Genomic DNA, 20,253 nt, shown 5'->3' with positions numbered 1-20,253 from the left:
ATCAACCGTTTACTTCTCATTACCAAGATTATCCCATGCCTTATTCCCTTGAGGACTATCCCATGCCACCCACCGATTGGCAACCGCCTGACGCCCACACGGAACAGTTCTTTCCGTTTTTCTTCTTTCCCTTTCCTTTCTTCAGACCCTTTCCCTTTTTCTTCCCCTTCAGAAGATTTTGGTGGTAAAGGATAACAAAAAAACCACCTCGACTCGGGTGATCGTGAGTCAGAGGTGGTTTTTTATCAGGATACGATCAAGTACAGGATCACAGCCAGCACAATCCGGTAAATCGCGAATGGCACCAACTTGATTTTATTGATCAATTTCAAGAAGAAGCGGATTGACAGGAGCGCAAAAATAAAGGCACTCACAAACCCGGCGATAAAGAATGGCAACGCATCGAGGGTAAACGAATCCCAGTTCTTGATGAGGGAAATGGTACTTGCCCCCAACATGATCGGCACCGCCATGATAAAAGTAAAGTCGGACGCCGCCCGGTGGCTCAACCCGAGCAACACCCCGCCGGAAATCGTCGACCCCGAACGGGAGAAACCAGGCCATAAGGAGAGGCATTGGAATAAGCCGATCCCAATCGCTTGTTTATATGTAATCTGATCCACCGTCTCCACTTTGGGGCGCGCCGGACGGAACCAATCAGCCACCAACAGCAAGATCGCTCCAGCGACTAATGCGATGATCACCGTATTGACGGAGAAAAGATACTCATCAATGTAATCCTCAAACAAGAAACCCAACACACCGGCAGGTAGCAAACCGACGATCACCTGCGTCAATTTCAGGCGGTTTCCTTCTTCATCCGTTTCTCTGCTCAATCCCAACAAGTCGATAAACCGGTCTTTCATCACAATGACAACGGCCAAGATCGAACCCAATTGAATACAAACCTTAAATGTGTTTGCCACTTCCGGAGAAAAGAGTTCTTTTGACTTAAGCAGGATATCATCCACAATGATCATGTGCCCTGTGGACGAAACGGGGGCAAACTCCGTCAACCCTTCAACTAAACCCAGGATAATGGCTACAACTAGTTCCCATAAGTTCAATTTGCTCACCTTTCCTGACACCATCTGTGTGCGTTTTCTGTTTCGTCGAAACCATAATCTGATTATAACAGTGTTACGGTAAGGAAGTTGGTTCAATTTATTGAACCTTCCATTCCACCGCCTCCCCTGATAAACAGGATGCCAGCAATCTGATCCGGGGACCCTTAATTCCGTGCACAGGTGAAAACCCCCACGAGCATGGGGACTTTTCCTTCTCGCCATGTTACAACAGCGGCTCGGCAAAGATCTGCGCCAAGTGATGTTCCATATGGGCCACATAGTCCTTAATCAACCAAGCCAGCGTCACTTGTTTCCCATCGGGCAGCAGGCAGGCTTGCGTCTCCTTCCCCTCCGGCAAGCGGGAAACGACGCGCAGGACCGATCGGTTAAGCGAAACCCAAAGGGATGCGACCTCTTCCAGACTGGCCTGCTGATACTGTTGTGCCCTTACCCATTCATCCTGATCATAGCCCGTCACCACAAACGGCCCCTCACTCTGTTGGGCGCGGATAAACCGACTGACATTGTTGATGGCCGAATCGCATAATGTCCCAATATCTCTTTCTTTGACCACTTTCCCGGCGCAGGGCGCTGCCCGATCTCCGCCTGGGACAACTGCGTCAACCGCCGGGGAACAAGTTCCACATAACGGGATAACCGGAATCTTTCATGTCATCACCTCTTGTCAGGATTGGAAACACCAGACATCCACCATGACACAACAAAGAAGTGTAGAGCGCTTTCAAAAGCAGAAAAATAAAGGGTAAACAAAATGCACGGAATTCGGATCTCCGTGCTCAAGCGGACTGATGCATTTTCAAACTCTCATCTTTCCTTGTTCAGCAGCAAGGCTTTGATCTTGCGACGAATGCCAAAAGGGGTGACCTGTCCAACCCGGGCGACCCGAGCGACTTGAGCGACCGGGGCATCCTGTTTGAACGATTTGGCCCCGAAGAAATCCCCACCCTTTAACTTCACATCGTCGGTGCCCCAATGCGTTTCAGTCTCCACTTTGCGCAATAAAGGGATATGTTTGGAACAGTGGATATACGCTTCATCCACCTTCACGAGCACCCATCGTTCCGCCCGCTTCTCCCGCGCCTGCAATTCCGCGGCCACCGCTTTGGGAACCTCGGTGCATGCCGGCAGCTCTTCGTTTTCAATAATAACCGCCTCGCCATTGATATGTAACCCAATTTTATTCTCAAAGAAATCGATCAGCAACAACCCAATGTGCGGGTTTTCGATGATGTTGCCCAAACTGGCGTAAACGCCATTGCCCCGATATTCCGGATAAATCACCGTCTGTTCGTCAATGACACGGATAAATCCGGGAACCCCCGCGCGAAAAGACATATCGCAATTCCCGTGGCGATCCGCTGTGGCGACAAACATCATCTCTTGCTTCGCGATAAATTCCCGCATAATCGGTGTGAGACGGTCCAGCATTTGGTTGTTGTAAAATGCGGCCGCCCGTTTTTCGCTGCCGTACTTGACCTGTAACTTGCGTTCTCCCTCTGAGCCCATCATTTTTGCCAACACCCCTGTATGTCCTATAGTCAGTCTCTCTTGATTCGTAACACAGGTCAACCAGACCATTGTGTGGTGATTTGCCCCCATGGTTTATCTCTATACCACCACGTTATTCAGGATAAGCAAATCCAAATGGCTATGCTACCCCTTATTGCCTTGTTTCTTTGTCGGAAAGGTGACCTTTGTTTCGATAGGGATATATGAGCTTGCCCTCTTTAGCGACTGCTGTTTTGTTGCACCAAAAAAATAAATTCAACCGACTGACACACCATCTCATTTTGAACCCATCGAAGACACGGCAGAATAGCAATCAATGTCCAGGATCAAATATTGTTGCGCTTAAATAGGAGGAATGGAGATGCAAAAGAGGAGAACGACTACCGCCGTCACTAAAAAAACGAAGAAACGATGCTCCTAACCAACCTTTTCCTTATCTTGCGTAATTAGGTCTTTCACACTTGGGACTTTTCTCTGTCAACCAACAAGAGTTTGCCCTAATTCTTCGCTGTCTCAATCCGACAATCCTCTATATTCAGAAAATATCTTGGGGAAATTAAAAATAACGATCATCGACCGCACAAAAAACCCCGCCAAGAATCGTTTGCGGGGCTCTTTCTCGCACGATCAGATCATCTGATCCAACCGCGACTTTTGCAGCAGATGGTGGCGAAGATGCATATACGCCACCCGTCGGCCCCCTGTTCCACGCTTTTACCGCAACGCTTGCAAAATCGCTTGGCGCACATAGCCGTTTGCTTGCTTCAGCCGCTCCACCGCACCTTCATATGTCGTCTTCGCCTCAAGCATGACAATGGCTGTTTTCACTTCGTTATGGGCTTGTTCCAGCGCCTCTATCGCTTGTTCAGTTGATACGCCCGTCACCGTGCGAATGATATGAATCGCCCGTTCCTTCAACTTGTGGTTGCTGATGTTCACATCCACCATCAAGTTCTCATATACTTTGCCGAGCTTGATCATGGTCGTGGTCGAAATCATGTTTAAGATCATCTTATGCGCCGTGCCCGCTTTCATCCTAGTTGAGCCCGTCAACACTTCCGGCCCGACGACCACTTCAATCGCATGATCCGCTTCTCGACTGATGCGCGCCCGTTCGTTGCAGGAGAGGGCCACCGCTTTGGCCCCGATGCGGCGGGCATATTTAAGCGCACCGATCACGTATGGCGTGCGCCCGCTGGCGGCAATCCCCACCACCGTATCTTTGTCGGTCAGGCCAATCTCCCGCAAATCCCGCTCTCCCCACTCTTCTTTATCCTCTGCTCCTTCGACCGCTTTGACAAAGGCTTTTTCACCACCCGCCATCAATCCTTGCACCCACTCTGGCGGGGTGCTGAACGTCGGTGGGCATTCCACCGCATCCAGAACGCCGAGGCGTCCGCTCGTGCCTGCCCCAATATAGATCAACCGCCCGCCCCGGCTTAACGATTGCACCGCAAAGTCCACCGCCACCCGGACATCTGGCAACACTTTTTGGACAGCCAGCGCCACTTTTTGGTCTTCTTCATTGATGATTCTCAAGATGTCCAAGGTATCGGCCGAATCGATCTGCATCGTGCGTTCGTTCCGCAACTCCGTCGTTAACGAAGGCAAGTGTTCTTTCATGTTTAAAACAGCCTCCATTGATTTACCAGATTTAGGTTGTTGATGAAGACGGATTTTGAGTCTGCATTCCTTGGTCGCATCAAAGGGAAGGTGCTCCGTTGCCCGCTCTCTTCCTTCGTTCTTGATGAAGCTTGATCCAAAGCTCCCATCATTCCGCTTTCACCCACAGGGCACAGGCAAAACCGCCTTATCAACACGCCTGAACATGCCATTCCCACTATGTATCATAAAGCTAATCTTCCCACCCATAGCTTACGAGAAAGAATCTGAAAATATCAATAACCAAACAATGAATCTTAACCGCATCCCATTTGTCGGCAACAGCAAAAACAGCGCCTGGCCCAGCCAAGCGCCTCTCGATTATCCCAAGGCCCGATCAAGCAAATCCATGATATGCACCGCTTCTATCTTCCCTTGCATCCCCGCGCGCGCAATTCCCTGTTTCATCTGCAACAAACAACCCGGGTTGGATGTCACAATGAGATGCGCACCCGTTTTCTTCACCTCTTCCATCTTGTCATCCAACAACTCCATGGACAGGTCAAAATGGGTGATGTTGTAGATCCCCGCCGAACCGCAACACTGATCCGCGCGATTCATCTCAACCAGCTCCACCCCTGGGATGCTTTGGATCAATTGGCGGGGCTGATTGCGAATCCCTTGACCGTGAGCGAGATGACAAGAGTCCTGATACGTGACACGCACATGGAGCTCTTTCGCAAATCGAAGCGGCGGCAGTTCAGCCAGCAATTCATTCGCATCCCGCACTTTGGCCACAAACGCGACGGCCCGCTCTTTCCATTCCGGATCATCGTGGAACCAGTGGTGGTACTCCTTGAGCGCCGCCCCGCAACCGCCGGCGTTGTTGACGATGAAGTCCACACCGGCTTGTTCAAACGCCTCGATATTCCGTTTGGCCAAGGCAACCGCCCCTTCTTTTTCCCCGGAGTGGGCATGCAGGGCCCCACAGCATGCCTGAGCGCCGACAAACACCACATCGCATCCCGCTTTGATCAATAAGCGCGCCGTCGCTTGGTTGGTTTCATAAAACATGACATCCATCACACAACCGGTAAACAACCCCACCGTATGCAAGGCTTTTCGTTCCGCCCTCATCACCCGTTGCCGTCTGGCGCGCTTCAGCGGTGAAGCCACCCGATCCACCGCCTGTTGCATTTCGGCCATTTCCCTTGGCAAGAGACGGATCAGCCCCGTTCGACCAGCCAGCTTTTGCAGGCCCGTCGCTTGCGCCGCCCATAGCAGCGTTCCCAATGCCTTCATCCGATTGGGATGGGGAAAGAGGTGCTTAAATACCATGTCCCGCACCAACGGTGCCTTCCCTGCCCTTTTCTTGTCGCCTTCCACCACTTCCCGCGCCGTCTCGAGCAAGCTTCCATAGGGCACTCCCGCCGGACAAGCGGTCTCACAAGCGCGGCAACCCAAGCACGCGTACATATTCTTCGCAAACTCGGCATCGACGGGTAATTGCCCTCGGGCCACCCCCTTCATCAGAGCGACCCGTCCACGCGGGCTGTAAGTTTCCAGCCCCGTCTGCCGGTACGTCGGACAAGAAGGCAGGCAGAATCCGCAGTGCATACAGCTCATCAGCTCATCCATATTCCATTTTCCCAAGAGCCCGTTCTCTTGATTGTCGACCTCCGCTTTTGCGCAAGGGAGTTGGTTCTCCGCCACTCGTTTGTCGTCCCGGCTCATTTTTTCACCACCACCCGACGTCGTGTGCCGTTGGCGAAGATTTTGCCCGGGTTCATGATGTTGTTCGGGTCAAACGCTTCCTTGATTCGTTTCATCAGCTCGACGCCCCCCGCACCCACTTTCAGGGGCAAAACATCCCGTTTGGCCATGCCGACCCCATGTTCACCCGTAATCGTCCCGCCCAATCGGAGCGCGGCCTGGAAGATTTCCTCAAAGGCTTGCTCCACCCGGTGGATTTCTTCTTTGTTCCGTTCGTCGGTCATGCAAGTGGGATGAAGATTGCCATCCCCCGCATGGCCAAACGTGCAAATCTGCACCTGATACTTCTCCGCGATCCGCTCGATTTCTTGAACCATCTCCGCCAACCGGGAGCGCGGCACTGTCGCATCCTCCAATATCGTCGTCGGCCTTAAGCGGGATAGCGCCGATAAGGCCGCACGCCGGGCCGCAAGCAACTTGGCGCCTTCCGCCTGGGTCTGGGCCACCTGCACCTGGGCAGCCCCTTCCGCCTTGGCAATTTCCGCGATCCGCTCGATATCGCGGTCAACCAGCTCTTGCGGGCCGTCCTGCTCAATCAACAGCATCGATTTCATCGTGAGCGGCAAGCCCAGCTTCGCAAAATCATCCACCACTTTCATCGTGCCTTGATCCAAAAACTCCATCGTCGCGGGGATGATCTTGGAGGCAATCACCCGCTCCACTGTAAGCGCCGCATCCGTCAAGTTGGTGTAGTAGGCCACCAGCGTCCGCTTCGTTTCCGGCAACGGAAGCAACTTTAACGTGATCTCCGTGATCACGGCCAAGGTGCCTTCCGACCCCACCAAGAGGCGCGTCATATCGTAACCGGCCACATCTTTGACGTTTTTGCCGCCCGCACGCAACACTTCGCCTGATGGCAGAACATATTCCAACCCCATAATATAATCTTTGGTCACCCCATATTTCAGTCCGCGCATGCCACCCGCGCATTGCGCCATATTCCCCCCCACCGTGGAGATGCGCATACTTCCCGGATCTGGGGGATAAAACAGTCCCACCGCTTCCACCGCTTGATGAAGATCGGCCGTCACCACTCCCGGTCCAATCGTCGCCGTCAAGTTTTGCTGATCAATCTCCATGATCCGGTTAAACCGGTTCATATTGAGCACGATGCCCCCCTCCACCGGTATGGTGCTCGCCGCCAGATTGGTGCCCGACCCGCGCGGAACGATGGGAATCCGATGGTTATTGGCTATCTTTAAAATCGCCGACACCTCTTCCGTTCTATGCGGCATGATCACCGCATCCGGCATTGACTGGAATATCGGCGTCGCGTCATAGGAGTAAGCAAAAAGCTCATTGGGGCTATCCAAAAACCACTTCTCCCCCACAATCGAAATCAACTGCCGCTTCACTTCCGCAGGAAGCCCCTCCCCTGGCTGAAAGGCTGCGTTCACCCAAATCCCTCCCTTGGTCACGTATCAGGTCATCAGATGAATCCATGTATAACGCTATCATATTACAGACATCTCCACCACGATGCGGCCAACGGTGAAGGTCTACCGAAGTAGTGGCAAACACCCTCTTCATGGTCCAAGGAAAATCGCAAAATACATAGGATTATTTAGGTAAGTACAAAAGAAACATTATTCAAATTAAATTATAATGCTTTACTCATTTCTATATTAAATGATAAATCTATATAAAAGGAGATGATCAGACAAATGCCTCTCTTTGATATCCATCCGGTGGTGGATGCGTACAATGCCGTTTCCTTATCCCATCCATTGTGCATGGGGGGCGTATGATTTGGATGGCCCCGATGTAATCTGTTCACCACTATATTCACTGGAACCAACACCAACCATCGGTCAGCCTGATGTTTCCATAAGATGAATGTTTAAGGAACGGGTTCATCCTGTTCTTTTTAAATTAACTGGAGGGTTTTCACCTATGATTCAAGCATTGATCCATGGCATGATTCTCGCGTTCGGCCTTATTTTGCCGTTGGGCGCGCAAAACGTGTTCGTATTTAACCAAGGCGCAACCCAACCCCGCTTCTTCCGGGCCTTGCCAGTCATCCTCACCGCATCGATTTGTGACACGTTGCTCATTTCTTTGGCGGTGTTGGGCGTTTCTGTCATCATTCTCACTATCGAATGGCTCCAACTCGTATTATTCTCGGTGGGGATCCTGTTCCTGCTCTATATGGGTTGGACCGTATGGAAGTCCAAACCCAATCCAGCCGGGGGCCAAGCGGAACGGATGTCCACCAAGCAACAAATCTCCTTTGCCGCTTCCGTTTCCTTGTTGAATCCCCATGCGATCCTGGATACGATCGGGGTCATTGGAACCAGTTCCATCCAATATGAAGGCATGGAGAAATGGGCCTTTAGCCTCGCCTGTGTAGCCGTTTCATGGATATGGTTTTTTGGACTGGCCCTGTGCGGGAAACTGGTCGGACAGTTGGATTCATCCGGCAGGGTCTTGAGCGTCATCAACAAAATCTCCGCCCTGATCATCTGGGGTGTGGCGGTCTACTTAATTGCCAATCTCATCAACGGAATATAAACATCACTGTTTTCTGCCATCTTTCCGTCTAGCAAATAGCGCCAACAGGATCGTTGGCGCTTTGTTCGGGCATTCCCGTTGGTCTCAGTTGCACGTCGGGGCCACTTGCCCATCCGACCCCGTATAGACATACGCCTCCGAAATATATCCCGTGCCGATGTAATCCCATAAGTCGCTGGTGCCGTATGTTCCCGTCACCGTTTCCCCGCGTTTTTGGCATTGGATGGTGACGGATTGCCCATCGGCGACGGAACCGACAATGCTATAGCCGGTTCCCGGGCCGGAACGAACATTGACGGACAGACCCGTATCCGTATGAACTGTGCCGGTGACGCCACTTGAGCAACTGTTCTTGCTGGTGTAATTTTTGGTTCCGTAATATAAGATTTGTGCCCCGTTCCAAACGATTTTTTGCGCGGTGCCGTTTAACCGCTCTTCAAAATGTAAGTGCGGACCCGTCGATCCTCCCGTCGAACCCACCGTCCCGATTTTTTGTCCCATCGACACCAACTGCCCCACCGAGACGCTGAAAGAGTTGAGATGCGCATAAAGGGTTGTCCAACCCCCTCCGTGATCGATCACCACATATTTTCCGTAACTGGTTGAACCCAAATCCCGCACCGTGGTGACTTTTCCTGAAGCGGAAGCGACCACCGTGTCCCCTTCATCGTTCGCGCGATTCAAATCAACCGAATTCAACGGATTGTGATTGGTTCGCGTCTGCCCCTCCCAGACTTGTCCGCAAGGAAATGGCATTTGAAATGCGGGTGCGGCGGAAGCGCCTTGAGGAAAAAACGAGGTGATGGCCGAAAACAAAATGGCCAACAAGGGTAACCACACTTTTTTGCTCATCGTTGCATCTCCTCCTGTTGTAGGGAAAAATAGCAAATCCATCGCCAGACCGCGCCAAATTCCAGCACCCTTTTCATTTTTATTAATTCTTTAAATGCCCCGCCGCTTTCACCCCCTCCATTCTTTTGCCAGATCGGATTCAATCCCAAACCACGTTAGTTGAATATTCATTTCATTTATTATTTAAAAATAATAATATATCCTTCTCGCACCGTTTATTAACCCTATTAATTTTGTGCCTTCGGGCGCTCATGGGGAATGATGGCCGATCCTTCGCAACAAATTAAGACAAAACCGCATCTCATGACGTATTAAAAGCAGACATCCCGGAAAGTGAGGAGGCGCGTGTATTGGAGCATGAGGATATGGCCTATATCCGGCAAGTGCTGGCTAACTCGCCGGACGCTTATGACCATCTGGTACGAAAATATATGAATGCCATCTATTTTTTCATCCATAAACGGGTGAAACACCATGAAGACGCCAAAGATCTAACCCAAGAAACGTTCATCCGGGCCTACCACAATCTGAAGCGGTATAAACCCGAATATAAGTTTCTCACTTGGCTGTGCCAGATTGCCGCCAACTTGTGCAACGATGAGTTCCGCAAACGCAAACGGCGGAAAACGACGGTGCAAGAGGAGATTGATGCGGTCGATCATCTACATCCCGAATCCCTAGTCTTGCAAAACGAAGACAAAAAGCAGTTCATAAAGAAATTAAAGCAGTTGCCTCCCCTTTATCGCGAAGTGTTGGTGCTGCGCTTTCACCACGAACTCAGCTACAAGGAGATCGGGCAATGCTTGGAACAGCGCCAACGAGGTGCGAAACATTTACCCCAAAAAATACTATCCAACCAAACAAAAGGTGTACGGTCATTTATATGATGCATACGAACTGATCTACGATGTGTATGATTCACAGGGAAAGAAACTGTTCTCTTCCGATCATCGAGACCGTAACAGCAATATGACACACGGATCGACTGAATCGGACCTCAAGGAACTGGGAAAAACAGCGAAAACAAATTACTTTGCCCCTGTCAAAGCCACCACCGGCCCCTTCCGGTTGGTCGCCACCACCATAAGCAAACGTGAGCCGACGGATTTGCGGATCCAACTCGATCCGACGGAAGTGAACCATGCACCTGTCACGGCTGAGTACAAAGGAAACCGCTTTACCTTTACTTCATTCGGTCCAAACAAGGAGCCGGAAAAAGAACATCCCGAAGAGATGAGAGTCGAAATGGAGATGGAACTGAACAAATCCGGCCTTCCTTTAATCTGGTATGCACTTGATGAAGAAGGAAGGCTCTACCGGCTGCATGAAGATAGCGCCACAACACACAAAAACCGAACCTACCGCATCGAAGGGCTTCATCAACCCAAAAAGCTGACCCTGTATCTTCAGGAAATCACCATTCGGTATCCCATCCATTGGGAAACCATCATCCAATGATCAACGCGCCAACATCGGACCACTTACACCATGAATAAAAACTCACTTTTGCGATCATGCGGCTAACCTCGGAAAAGGGTTAGCCGTTTCTCTAACCGGATCCAAACGGCACGTACAACGAGGAACAAAATATCTTTCTACATTTATAGCAACCTTACCTATTAGAAATGGTATAATAAGGGTAATCAACTAGGATATCCATCTGCTTTGTCTGCCATCGTTCGATCATCCATGGCCCTACCTTTCCTTGTCCATCACATTAAAGGAGGGAAACGCATGATCCGACCACAACTTTCCAAATGTTCAAAATGCGGCAAAGACGAGTGCGGCTGTTGAGCCATTCACGGTCACCCCTTTGACAACTCAAAGAAAAACGACGGCCCTGAGTCCCTGGCTGTCGTTTTTCTTTTTGCTTCATATGGGATTTGATGGATATGGTTGGGATCTGATTATTTTGCGATAAATTGTTGGGTCCAATAGACCCCGTAATCCCCGCCCTTTACATACCCGACACCGATATGCGTATAATCCGGGTTTAAGATATTGGCGCGATGCCCTTCACTGTTCATCCAACTTTCCATTACCTGTTCGGCCGTGGTTTGGCCGGCCGCGATATTTTCTCCCGCCATGGTATAGCGCACCCCAAATCGTTGCAGCATCTCAAAGGGGGAACCGTATGTAGGCGACTCGTGGCTGAAGTAATGGTGCTCTTTCATGTCTTCTGACTTTTTGCGGGCGACACGGGAAACTTGCTCACTGATGGCCAACTTGGCCAATCCGCGCTTCTCCCGTTCTTGATTGACCAATTGAATCACTTCTTTTTCGATGTCCAACAAGGTGGAATTGGATGGTGTTGGTTTGGATTGGTCCGACTGCTTGTCAGTTGGGGGAGTCACCGGTTTGGGCGTGGCCTCTTTCCCGTTTGTCGCTTCCGCTTTCTCTTTATTTTCAGATGGGGTTGGCGCTTTCGTCTTCGCGCCGCTATCACTCTTTTCTGACTTCTCCCGGTCTTGGGCCAGATCGGTTTGTTGTTCGGCTCGCGTGGGAGAAGGCGGCTTTGTCACGGTAACAGTGGATTCTTCAGGCTGCTTCGTTTCCGGCATCGGCTTTGCGCTGGGCTTGGTGCTTGGTTCATTTGGCGTCGCTTCACCCAAGCCAAGCAAGGGAGAACAACCTGTCAATACAACAAGGAAAACAGCCAGACTCAAGAAAGATATCGTAAAGCGCATCATCGTCCTCCTTCGGTCGAATTCGTTCTCTCATACAGTATAGCGTACTCCCGCCGGTGAAACCCATAGGTAAATCTACAATCTTATCACAACAAAACCCCCGAAATCATCCGGGGATTCTTCTGCTTTGGCCATCCGGCAACGGCTAGCCGGCTATTTTTCTTTTTCTTTCGCTTGACGATTTCAACCAAATGTAGAGGATGAGCCCCGCCAAAGCCACAATCGCGAAGGGAAGGAGGTACTTCTCGGCAATGGTGCCCACTTGCTCCCATTTCGGCCCCAATTTATACCCCAGATAAATGTACAGGAAGGTGATCGGAACCATCGCGAAAAATGTATAAATGGAAAACTGCCAGATATTCATTTTCGCTATGCCGCAAGGGAAAGAAATGGCCGTGCGGACGACCGGGATAAAGCGGCCCAAAAAGGCGACGCTGGCGCCGTATTTGGCAAAGAAGCGATCAGCGGCATCCAGTTCTTTCTCACGGACAAAAAAGTACTTGCCGAATTTCAACACAACAGGTCTCCCGCCGTAGCGACCGATCGCATAGAGGGTTAGCGGTCCGGTCACCCCTCCCACGCTTCCCGCCAAGACAGCCAACCATAGATTCATATCCCCTTGATACACCCAATAACCGACCAAGGGAAGCACAACCTCACCCGGAATAAATTCAAACGTCAAGGCCAAGATCACCCCGAAGTAGGACAATTCCTTAAACGCCTCGATTAAGTTCATGATCAACTCTTCCATACCATCACTCCTTGAAAGTGATTGTTATGTATCATATCAAGCCAAATGTCCCGCATCAGGCGGGCGCATTAAAATCAACGCACACGGTAAAATCAATATTTGAGGCAAGGGGGGTTTCCAGTCAACCATAACATATCCGATTTCAACATTCCAAACGCTCAAGCCAGCTTTCACAATAAATCCAAATCTATTCAAATATTTATCTACAAAAACAGCATTTTGTTCTTGTAAACATAAAAAAGCCAGCGTGGATCAGTTTGACCCCTACGCTGGCCTGACAGGGACATGGTGTTTATGAACCCTTGATTTTTCCAACCATTCTGTACGTTCCGCATTCAAGTCCCCTTCCAAGCGGAGCAACCATCGGCGACAATGGTTCATCTCAGCCTTCTGTTCCAACTTCTGGAGGGAAGTTGGTTCAAGATGACCTTGATGATCTTTGCTCCTCAATCTGCTGAAGCAGCATCTGTGCCTTGAAATAATATAAGTTCCGCCGCAGTCGCCCGGCATCCGGGGTCTCCGGGGACTCCCCCACTCCTGGATCAATTTGCTTCAATTGGTGGCAAATCAAGTTCAGGGCGAGTTTTTGCCGCTGAAGGGTAAGCCAATTTTTTTTCTTCTCATCCTTGTTCAACTTCTCTTCAATCCGCTCCAACTCTTGACTCACTTGCTGCAGAAAAAGGTCCTCACTGATAATCATCATGTGTCTCCCTTACGATGTTTTGTCTTATATATATTAACCTTTTATGCTAACAAAGTGAACTTGAAAACTGGCCAGTACAAAACTTCGTACCCTGCACCGCGAATCAAGATCGCCCATCCCCATAAGAAAAACCCTCGGAAGGGTCCGGGAGTTTTTGCGGGCGTTTTATGTAACCAGTTTGTTGCGATGGGCGTAGATGGCCGCTTGGGTGCGGTCGTCCACTTGCAATTTGGACAGGATGTGGGTGATATGGGTTTTCACTGTTTTGACGGTGATGAAAAGCGTATCGGCAATCTCTTGGTTGGTTTTCCCCTCCGCGATCAAGCGAAGAACTTCAATCTCCCTTGCAGTAAGGGATTCATGCGGCTTGGCTTCCTCCGCACGCCGCATTTTGGAAAGCATCTTGCCGGTCACTTTCGCCTCCAGCACCGGCTCCCCTTTCATCGCCGCCCTCACCGCATCGGCGATCTCATTGGCTTTCGATGTTTTTAACAGATAGCTTAAAGCGCCGGCTTCGATCACGGGGTATAATTTGTCATCGTCAATAAAGCTGGTCAGCACAATGATTTTCGGGTTCTCCATCGTGCGGCAGATCTCCTTGGTGGCTTCAATGCCATCCATCTCATCCATGACCAAGTCCATCAGGATCACATCCGGTTTGACCTCTTGGGCCAGACGGACCGCCTCCAAGCCATTGGCCGCTTCACCGACAATCGTGATATCCGGCAATGCTTCCAAATATGCCGCCAACCCCATACGTACCATCTCATGATCATCCACGATCATCACACGAATCATGATTCCCCCTCCTTTTCTTCCATCACGATGGGAACTTTCACTTCGACTTGGGTCCCTTTGTCGGGCAATGACACCACTTCGGCAATACCCCCGATTTCACTGGCCCGTTCCTGAATCGATTGCAATCCGTACGAAGACGCCTTCAACTTGCTCATGTCAAATCCGACGCCATTATCAATAATCCGCAGATGAACATGTCTATTTCGGGCAACTAAGCGCACCGTGACCGATGTCGCTTGCGCGTGGCGAAACACATTGGAGAGACCTTCTTGGACAATCCGAAAGAGATGGTCCTCAACTCCTTTGGGCAGACTGGGCAAACTCCCCACTTCCCAATGAATGTCCACGGGATGCTTGGCTTTGAACTCTTCAAGCAGTTCTTCCAGTCCCTCTTTCAAGCCTTTGCCCTCCAAGGTGACCGGGCGCAAATGCAATAAAAGCGCGCGCATCTCATTTTGGGCGATACCCGCCATTTTCTCAATCAGGGCGATTTGTTGGTGGATGGGTTCCGCTCCGCCGGACAGCGTTTCTTTGATCGCCGATGACATCAACGAGATGGCGAAGAGTTGCTGACTTACCGCATCATGCAATTCCCTGGCCAAGCGTTGCCGCTCTTCCGAAATGACGGCTTGCTTCTGCCGTTCTTCCCATTCCGCTTTCTCTGTGGACAACTTTTGCAGGGAGGCGACTTGCTTTTCAATCCGTTCCGCCATCTGGTTGAGATGGATTGCCACCAAACCAATTTCATCCTCGCCAAGGGCGGGCAGGCGGTAAGAGAAATTGCCCCGTTCAAAGCGCAAGGTCGCTTCAATCAATCCTTCCAACCTCCGTTTGATGGCATAGCCAAAGGGAAAGCCGGAGAAAGTGCCCACAAACACCACCAGCATCGCGAACACAACAAGGATGGGTATGTTGAAGAGTTTAGCCGTCCATAGCGTTTGCCACCCCAATCGATAAGCGTGCATGAACGCTGTCAGCAACAAGAAGGCAAGCACCGCGCAAACCCAGATCGTATATTGTGTCAATCGCCAGTGAATATTCGTCAGCTTTCTTCTGTTCATAAGCACCTCACACCCACATCACCAGCCAGCAAGGAAATGCTGATTTTCACTTTTCGCCTGGCTTGACGGTAATCCTGGGTCTCCAACAGGACTTGGCGATTGACGCCCCCTTGCTTGTGTCCCAAGATATCCAAGTGGCCGACGCTGACGGTTGCGGCAACGGCGACATCCAGATCGTCGGGGACATAAATGTCCACATCCCCGAGGAGGCCGCTGATCACAATGGTGCTTTCCCCTTCGGGAATCATGGCTTTCGACAAGTCCATTTTGATGTCACTGATGCCGGAAGACAGGTTGATATCCGTTAGCTCGTAGCGCTGGTTGATCAGATAGAGCGAGTCAATCAACGAGCCGCGGAATGGGGGTGTTTTGAAGCGCAGATTGCCCGATGTGAACATATCCGTCCGCTTCGTCCCGTCATGTTCCGTTGGCCTTTTTCCGTTTTTCCGCTCTTCCGTCTGCCGCTCCGGCACGCGGCCATTGGTAAACAGGCGATATCCAAAGCTGATCAACAGGATGGAGACGGCGATCCATTCCCATTCAATCTCAAGAAGGCGGCACACCAAGGTGATCGCGAACAGAAACAAAAAGAGATAACCCCATTTGCGGTGATGCTTGCGAAGCAAGACAATCCCGATGACAAAAAAGACCCATGGGCCGATAAACAGATCTGAGATCCCCCATAAGATCCAGATCCCCATAATCAAGACAATCCATCCAATCAACACCTTTTTCATCGTGAACGCCGCAGGGGCCCCTTTTGCTCTCTGGGACCATGACGACTTCACCTCCTTGTAGCTATTATGAACATGAAACCGGCTTCTTGAAAATAGGGAATCACCCGGGTTGTGATCAAATTGAAGGAATCGCGACCCTATGCCATTCGGCCATGATTCCCACCATCAAAAAGAGGGTACCTTGAAGGCACCCTGAGCTTGCTGACAAAGTGGCCCCGGAGTCGATTTTTGAGTCTGCGTTCCTTGGTCGCTCTATCGGGAAGTAGCTCCGTCGCCGAACTCCGGCGCGGGCAAAGTCACTGTCGTTCTTAGTGTTGCCCGCTTCCCTCCTCCGTTCGGCACTCCGCTTGATTCACAGCTCCCAGTCACTCCGCTTTCAAAATCTTCTTCCTCTAGGCTTTGTCATTATCCCGAGGGTACCTTGAAGGCACCCTGTCCATGTATCGTTTAGCGTGAGGGAAAGTCCAGCCTGTTTTCCCATTCACTGGGCTTGTCCTTCATCGCCAGCCTTTTATTGCGACATCGCTTCTGGCGCTGATAGGGAAACCTTGACTTCTTCCGCTGGTCCCGCCTTGGCCGGGTTCAAAGCGATTTGCCCCGGAGCGGAGCCCGCATTCATCTCGCCCAAGCTCGCATTGGCGTAGACCTTGGCCCTGATCTCCATTTCGGCGATCCGATCTTCAATGCGTTGGAACTCTTTGAGCAAGCTCTCCGAAGCCGTGAAGCTCAGCATGGCGTGAATGCGTTGATTGGCTTGGGCCATCGCCGCACGTGCCACCAATTCATTCTTTTTATCCTTCAGATCTTGATATTTTTTCTCCAGCTTGCTCACTTGATGCCGCAAGTCTTCAGTTTGCGCGATGGATTTTTGCGCATATCCCTCGTATTCTTGCGCCTTCGCTTCATAATACTTCATCTCCGCAAGGGCTTTCTCCGCCAACTTTTCTTCCCCGGCGTTCTGGGCGATCCGGGTTTGCTCCTCGCGTCGTGCCGCCAGATTCTTCGCCTCTTCCGCCTGGCGCGTGAATTGTTTGGTCAACATCTGTTGCTTGATGATGACCTCTTTCGCCGCCCCGATCTCTTTTTCAATATCGCGCAAATATTGCTTGAGCATCGATTCCGGTTTTTCCACATCATCCATGATCTCATGGTAAGTCGCCATCAGGTAATCACGTATGCGTTTCCAGGCCATTGGGATTTCCTCCTCGTCAGTTATGGATATGATCAACCTTGTTGATTTTGTTTGTTCAGAAAAGCTTGCCAATCCGCTTCAAACGAAGATTCGACCATCACCGGATTGGCTTCCGGCAGGTTACTCGCACCCACCTCCACCGCTAAGGTGTTGTCTCCTTTCAAGAGCTTCCACCCCAGATAGAGCATAACCCCACCAATCAGCAACCCCATCATCGAGGGCGCCCAATGGAGGAGCAGGATCGCCGCCACTCCCAGCGCCGTGAAGGCAATTGCTTTCTTCCCTTTGGTTTCGGCGCGTTTCCACCGTTTCACTCCGTAGATCATGAGCGCGCCCGCTACCAACAAAGCGAGCAATGCCCCGAAATCACCAATGAAAACGGCGACGCCTATGACCAATAGCAGGAGCCCGATGAACTTTTTCATGTGTCTCCCCCCTGTTATGTTTCTGATTTAAGCTTACATAAACGGCCTCTTTTCCAACACGAACCCCGGTTTCATTTTGTGCTACGACTCTGGTCGCATAACGCTTACGACTCCACCGCACAAAAGGAAGAACCCCCATCGCGCCCTACACATAAAAACACCTCCCGCCACGGCCGTGCGAGAAGTGTTTCCTTCGTATAAAAGGGTGTGAAAATCGCCATGCTCCAAAAAATAAAATGGCTTGGGAATTGGACCCCAAGCCATCTTTACATATCATGATTCGTGTCCCGCTTCGGTGTTCAAGCGGAGATGTCAATAGATAACGGGCAATTGATGCAGTCCCCGCATCAAATAACTGGAGCGCCAAGCCAGTTCTTCACGGGGCACTCCCAAAGCGAGATGGGGAAAACGCTCAAACAAAGCGGGAATGGCCACTTTGGCTTCCAAACGAGCCAGCGGGGCGCCCAAGCAGTGATGGATCCATTGCCCAAAAGCGACATGCGGATTCGGTTTGCGCGTGATATCCAAACGGTCCGGTTCGTTAAACTGATTGGGATCCCGGTTCGCCGACGCCAAACAGACAATGATCAAGTCTCCCTTCTTGATCTGTTGGCCATGCCACTGAAGATCTTCACTGACCCACCGATTGGTCGCCAATTCCACCGGGCTATAATAACGCAACAGTTCTTCGACAGCCGTATGGATGCATTCCGGTTTCTGCTTTAACAAAGACAATTGGTCAGGGTTTTCCAAGAGTGCCAACACCCCGTTGCCGATCAAGTTGACCGTCGTCTCATGCCCCGCGACAATCAACAGGAATACCATCGCAAGCAACTCCGTTTCCGACAGCTTGTTCCCTTCCTCCTGGGCATGAACCAGTCCGCTGATCAAATCGTCTTTGGGATCACGACGCCGCTCCACGAACAGTTCCCGCAAATACTCGATAAATTCCCTGATTTTAGGAACGGCCCGCCTCATCTGTTCCGCCTGGTTGGAGGAATCCACGATCACGTTGGACCAATCGCGGAATTTCAGGCGATCTTCCGCGGGAATGCCCAACATTTCACAAATGACGATGATCGGGAGTGGAAACGCATAGTCTTCAATCAGGTCCACCCCGGCTTTCCCCTCCATCGCATCCAGCAACTCTTTCGCGATCTCCTCGATACGCCCTTCCAAATCGGCCACCAACCGTGGGGAGAAGGCCTTTTGCACCAAGCCCCGCAAACGGGTGTGGTCGGGAGGGTCCATCGCCAACATATGATGGGTTAACAAATGCGTTTCTTCCGACACATAAAACTTTTCTTTGTATTCATCTCCCAAGACAGCTCGCCCGTTTTTCATAAAGCGTGGATCCTTCAGCGCTGCCACCACATCTTCATACCGGGTGATCAGCCATCCCCTCGTTCCATTGGGCATCTCTACCGGATAAACGGGCGAAGTTTGACGCAACTCTTGGTAGATTTCATACGCTTCCTTTTTAAATTCCCCGGAAAACAAATCCACTTTTCGCATGGTTATCCCCCATACTTACAGATTTTTTAGACGGGACGACTTGCGCCTCCACTTTCTACTATACTCTTTTCATTCATTAATTAATGAATGAAAAGAGTAACGAAAAATGAACATTTTTCATGTTTCATTTTTTCCAAGAAGAAATCGTATGCTTCACCCATTGAACCAAATACTCTTCAGCCGGCATCCGATAGACGTTGTCACTTCCGAAATACAATTCCTGCGCCAAATAATTGGATATGCCACTGACATATTGCCTGGACATCATGACGGGGTCAAGCTCCTTAAACGCTTCCGAATCGAATCGGCGTTGAATGATCAACGTGATTTCTTGCGATAGGTGGAGGATTTGTCCAATCACTTCCTTCACCAGCTCCGGCTCCAATAAGGAATGTTCCTTTAAATATATGATAATGATTTCGCGATCCATCAACGTATAACGCATCAGGGCCTTGCCGATCCGCAATAGCGTCTGTTCCAAATCCAACTCCCGGTCCAGCCGCCGCAACTCATTCATCATGGCATCCACTTTATGCTTCACTTCTTCCCTGACCAGCTCTTGCAACATTTGCCGCTTTCCTTGCGGGAAATAATGGTACAACAACCCATCTGCCATCCCGATCTTTTCATTGATCGACTTGGTTGTGGTCGCATGATAACCATTCTCCGCAAACAACTGCTTCGCCGCTTTCAACAGTTGTTGCCTTCGCTCCATCGCTTGTTGCTCCCGCGCCGTTCGTTTCCTCGGCAACACGAATCTCTCCTTTCATCATCACTGGGGCGTTTTTATAAATATACTACAAACATGTAACCACTACAGGAATCGGCATCTATTCCCTTCCATGCATTCACTTCTTGACCCTTTTTTTCACACAAAAAAACCCCAACATCTCACAAGGCAGGGGCATCCAAGCGATGATATCTGCTTACCCAGGGTACTTTTTGTGGATAAAATGGGCGCAATCTTTTCATCGCTAATCTCGACTAGGGCGTGTCTGGTGAATCCATCATGATTTCCTGTTAGAATGTTCATAACAACAAAAGCAAGG

21 protein-coding genes are annotated in these 20,253 nt (G+C 50.6%); 3 read left to right on the top strand and 18 right to left on the bottom strand.

All coding sequences use genetic code 11. The features are described 5' to 3' along the window. Nucleotides 1-245: 245 nt before the first annotated feature. From ACFQNG_RS01450 to ACFQNG_RS01425, 6 genes are all read right to left on the bottom strand, one after another. Nucleotides 246-1,091: an undecaprenyl-diphosphate phosphatase gene (locus ACFQNG_RS01450; protein WP_379863020.1), complete on the bottom strand. Its 846-nt coding sequence runs from the start codon at nucleotides 1,089-1,091 to the stop codon at nucleotides 246-248. 199 nt (nucleotides 1,092-1,290) lie between these two features. After that, nucleotides 1,291-1,641 carry a DinB family protein gene (locus ACFQNG_RS01445; protein WP_379863019.1) on the bottom strand — a complete coding sequence of 117 codons (351 nt, stop codon included), beginning with the start codon at nucleotides 1,639-1,641 and terminating at the stop codon, nucleotides 1,291-1,293. A gap of 251 nt (nucleotides 1,642-1,892) precedes the next feature. After that, nucleotides 1,893-2,597 (bottom strand): pyridoxamine 5'-phosphate oxidase family protein, encoded by a 705-nt coding sequence (locus ACFQNG_RS01440; protein WP_379863018.1) that lies wholly within the window; start codon nucleotides 2,595-2,597, stop codon nucleotides 1,893-1,895. A 714-nt stretch (nucleotides 2,598-3,311) separates the two neighbouring features. Then, nucleotides 3,312-4,220 (bottom strand): N-acetylmuramic acid 6-phosphate etherase, encoded by a 909-nt coding sequence (murQ, locus tag ACFQNG_RS01435; protein ID WP_379863017.1) that lies wholly within the window; start codon nucleotides 4,218-4,220, stop codon nucleotides 3,312-3,314. A 360-nt stretch (nucleotides 4,221-4,580) separates the two neighbouring features. After that, nucleotides 4,581-5,837 (bottom strand): (Fe-S)-binding protein, encoded by a 1,257-nt coding sequence (locus ACFQNG_RS01430; RefSeq protein ID WP_379863074.1) that lies wholly within the window; start codon nucleotides 5,835-5,837, stop codon nucleotides 4,581-4,583. A gap of 92 nt (nucleotides 5,838-5,929) precedes the next feature. After that, nucleotides 5,930-7,369, bottom strand: a complete 1,440-nt coding sequence (locus tag ACFQNG_RS01425; RefSeq protein ID WP_379863016.1) for an FAD-linked oxidase C-terminal domain-containing protein — start codon at nucleotides 7,367-7,369, stop codon at nucleotides 5,930-5,932. A 496-nt stretch (nucleotides 7,370-7,865) separates the two neighbouring features. Between ACFQNG_RS01425 and ACFQNG_RS01420 the strand changes: the two genes are divergently transcribed. Next, complete coding sequence (locus tag ACFQNG_RS01420; protein WP_379863015.1) at nucleotides 7,866-8,483, top strand: LysE/ArgO family amino acid transporter; 618 nt, start codon at nucleotides 7,866-7,868, stop codon at nucleotides 8,481-8,483. Between the two features lie 84 nt (nucleotides 8,484-8,567). Here ACFQNG_RS01420 and ACFQNG_RS01415 read toward each other — a convergent pair whose 3' ends face one another. Beyond that, complete coding sequence (locus ACFQNG_RS01415) at nucleotides 8,568-9,335, bottom strand: peptidoglycan DD-metalloendopeptidase family protein (protein WP_379863014.1); 768 nt, start codon at nucleotides 9,333-9,335, stop codon at nucleotides 8,568-8,570. A 350-nt stretch (nucleotides 9,336-9,685) separates the two neighbouring features. On the opposite strand from ACFQNG_RS01415, the gene ACFQNG_RS01410 reads away from it, so the two are divergent. Beyond that, complete coding sequence (locus ACFQNG_RS01410; RefSeq protein WP_379863013.1) at nucleotides 9,686-10,222, top strand: RNA polymerase sigma factor; 537 nt, start codon at nucleotides 9,686-9,688, stop codon at nucleotides 10,220-10,222. Beyond that, complete coding sequence (locus tag ACFQNG_RS01405) at nucleotides 10,158-10,793, top strand: hypothetical protein (RefSeq protein ID WP_379863012.1); 636 nt, start codon at nucleotides 10,158-10,160, stop codon at nucleotides 10,791-10,793. Before ACFQNG_RS01410 ends, ACFQNG_RS01405 begins: the two co-directional genes overlap by 65 nt. A gap of 449 nt (nucleotides 10,794-11,242) precedes the next feature. Here ACFQNG_RS01405 and ACFQNG_RS01400 read toward each other — a convergent pair whose 3' ends face one another. From ACFQNG_RS01400 to ACFQNG_RS01350, 11 genes are all read right to left on the bottom strand, one after another. Further along, nucleotides 11,243-12,022, bottom strand: coding sequence for a CAP domain-containing protein (locus ACFQNG_RS01400; RefSeq protein ID WP_379863011.1), 780 nt, complete (start codon nucleotides 12,020-12,022; stop codon nucleotides 11,243-11,245). 145 nt (nucleotides 12,023-12,167) lie between these two features. Continuing rightward, nucleotides 12,168-12,773, bottom strand: a complete 606-nt coding sequence (locus ACFQNG_RS01395; protein ID WP_379863010.1) for a DedA family protein — start codon at nucleotides 12,771-12,773, stop codon at nucleotides 12,168-12,170. 418 nt (nucleotides 12,774-13,191) lie between these two features. Continuing rightward, a complete protein-coding gene (locus ACFQNG_RS01390; RefSeq protein ID WP_379863009.1) occupies nucleotides 13,192-13,473 on the bottom strand; it encodes a hypothetical protein in 282 nt (93 codons plus the stop codon). Nucleotides 13,474-13,641: 168 nt separating this feature from the next. Beyond that, nucleotides 13,642-14,274, bottom strand: coding sequence for a response regulator (locus ACFQNG_RS01385; RefSeq protein ID WP_379863008.1), 633 nt, complete (start codon nucleotides 14,272-14,274; stop codon nucleotides 13,642-13,644). Next, on the bottom strand, nucleotides 14,271-15,335 hold the full coding sequence (locus tag ACFQNG_RS01380) for a sensor histidine kinase (RefSeq protein ID WP_379863007.1): 1,065 nt from the start codon (nucleotides 15,333-15,335) through the stop codon (nucleotides 14,271-14,273). The genes ACFQNG_RS01385 and ACFQNG_RS01380 overlap by 4 nt, the downstream gene beginning before the upstream one ends. After that, nucleotides 15,332-16,072 carry a cell wall-active antibiotics response protein LiaF gene (gene liaF, locus ACFQNG_RS01375; protein ID WP_379863006.1) on the bottom strand — a complete coding sequence of 247 codons (741 nt, stop codon included), beginning with the start codon at nucleotides 16,070-16,072 and terminating at the stop codon, nucleotides 15,332-15,334. Before liaF ends, ACFQNG_RS01380 begins: the two co-directional genes overlap by 4 nt. Before the next feature lie 511 nt (nucleotides 16,073-16,583). Next, nucleotides 16,584-17,264 (bottom strand): PspA/IM30 family protein, encoded by a 681-nt coding sequence (locus ACFQNG_RS01370; protein ID WP_379863005.1) that lies wholly within the window; start codon nucleotides 17,262-17,264, stop codon nucleotides 16,584-16,586. Between the two features lie 32 nt (nucleotides 17,265-17,296). Next, nucleotides 17,297-17,689, bottom strand: coding sequence for a hypothetical protein (locus ACFQNG_RS01365; RefSeq protein ID WP_379863004.1), 393 nt, complete (start codon nucleotides 17,687-17,689; stop codon nucleotides 17,297-17,299). A 312-nt stretch (nucleotides 17,690-18,001) separates the two neighbouring features. Next, on the bottom strand, nucleotides 18,002-19,204 hold the full coding sequence (locus ACFQNG_RS01360) for a cytochrome P450 family protein (RefSeq protein ID WP_379863002.1): 1,203 nt from the start codon (nucleotides 19,202-19,204) through the stop codon (nucleotides 18,002-18,004). 124 nt (nucleotides 19,205-19,328) lie between these two features. Further along, a complete protein-coding gene (locus ACFQNG_RS01355) occupies nucleotides 19,329-19,955 on the bottom strand; it encodes a TetR/AcrR family transcriptional regulator (protein ID WP_379863001.1) in 627 nt (208 codons plus the stop codon). A gap of 117 nt (nucleotides 19,956-20,072) precedes the next feature. Next, the coding region (locus ACFQNG_RS01350) for a hypothetical protein (RefSeq protein ID WP_379863000.1) at nucleotides 20,073-20,253 on the bottom strand (181 nt) is incomplete at its 5' end.

It is taken from the genome of Laceyella putida (assembly GCF_042665195.1).
GTDB classification, from domain to species: Bacteria; Bacillota; Bacilli; order Thermoactinomycetales; family Thermoactinomycetaceae; genus Laceyella; species Laceyella putida.
Note: the sequence above shows the minus strand (reverse complement) of the source record. Positions and strands in the feature narration are given on the sequence as shown.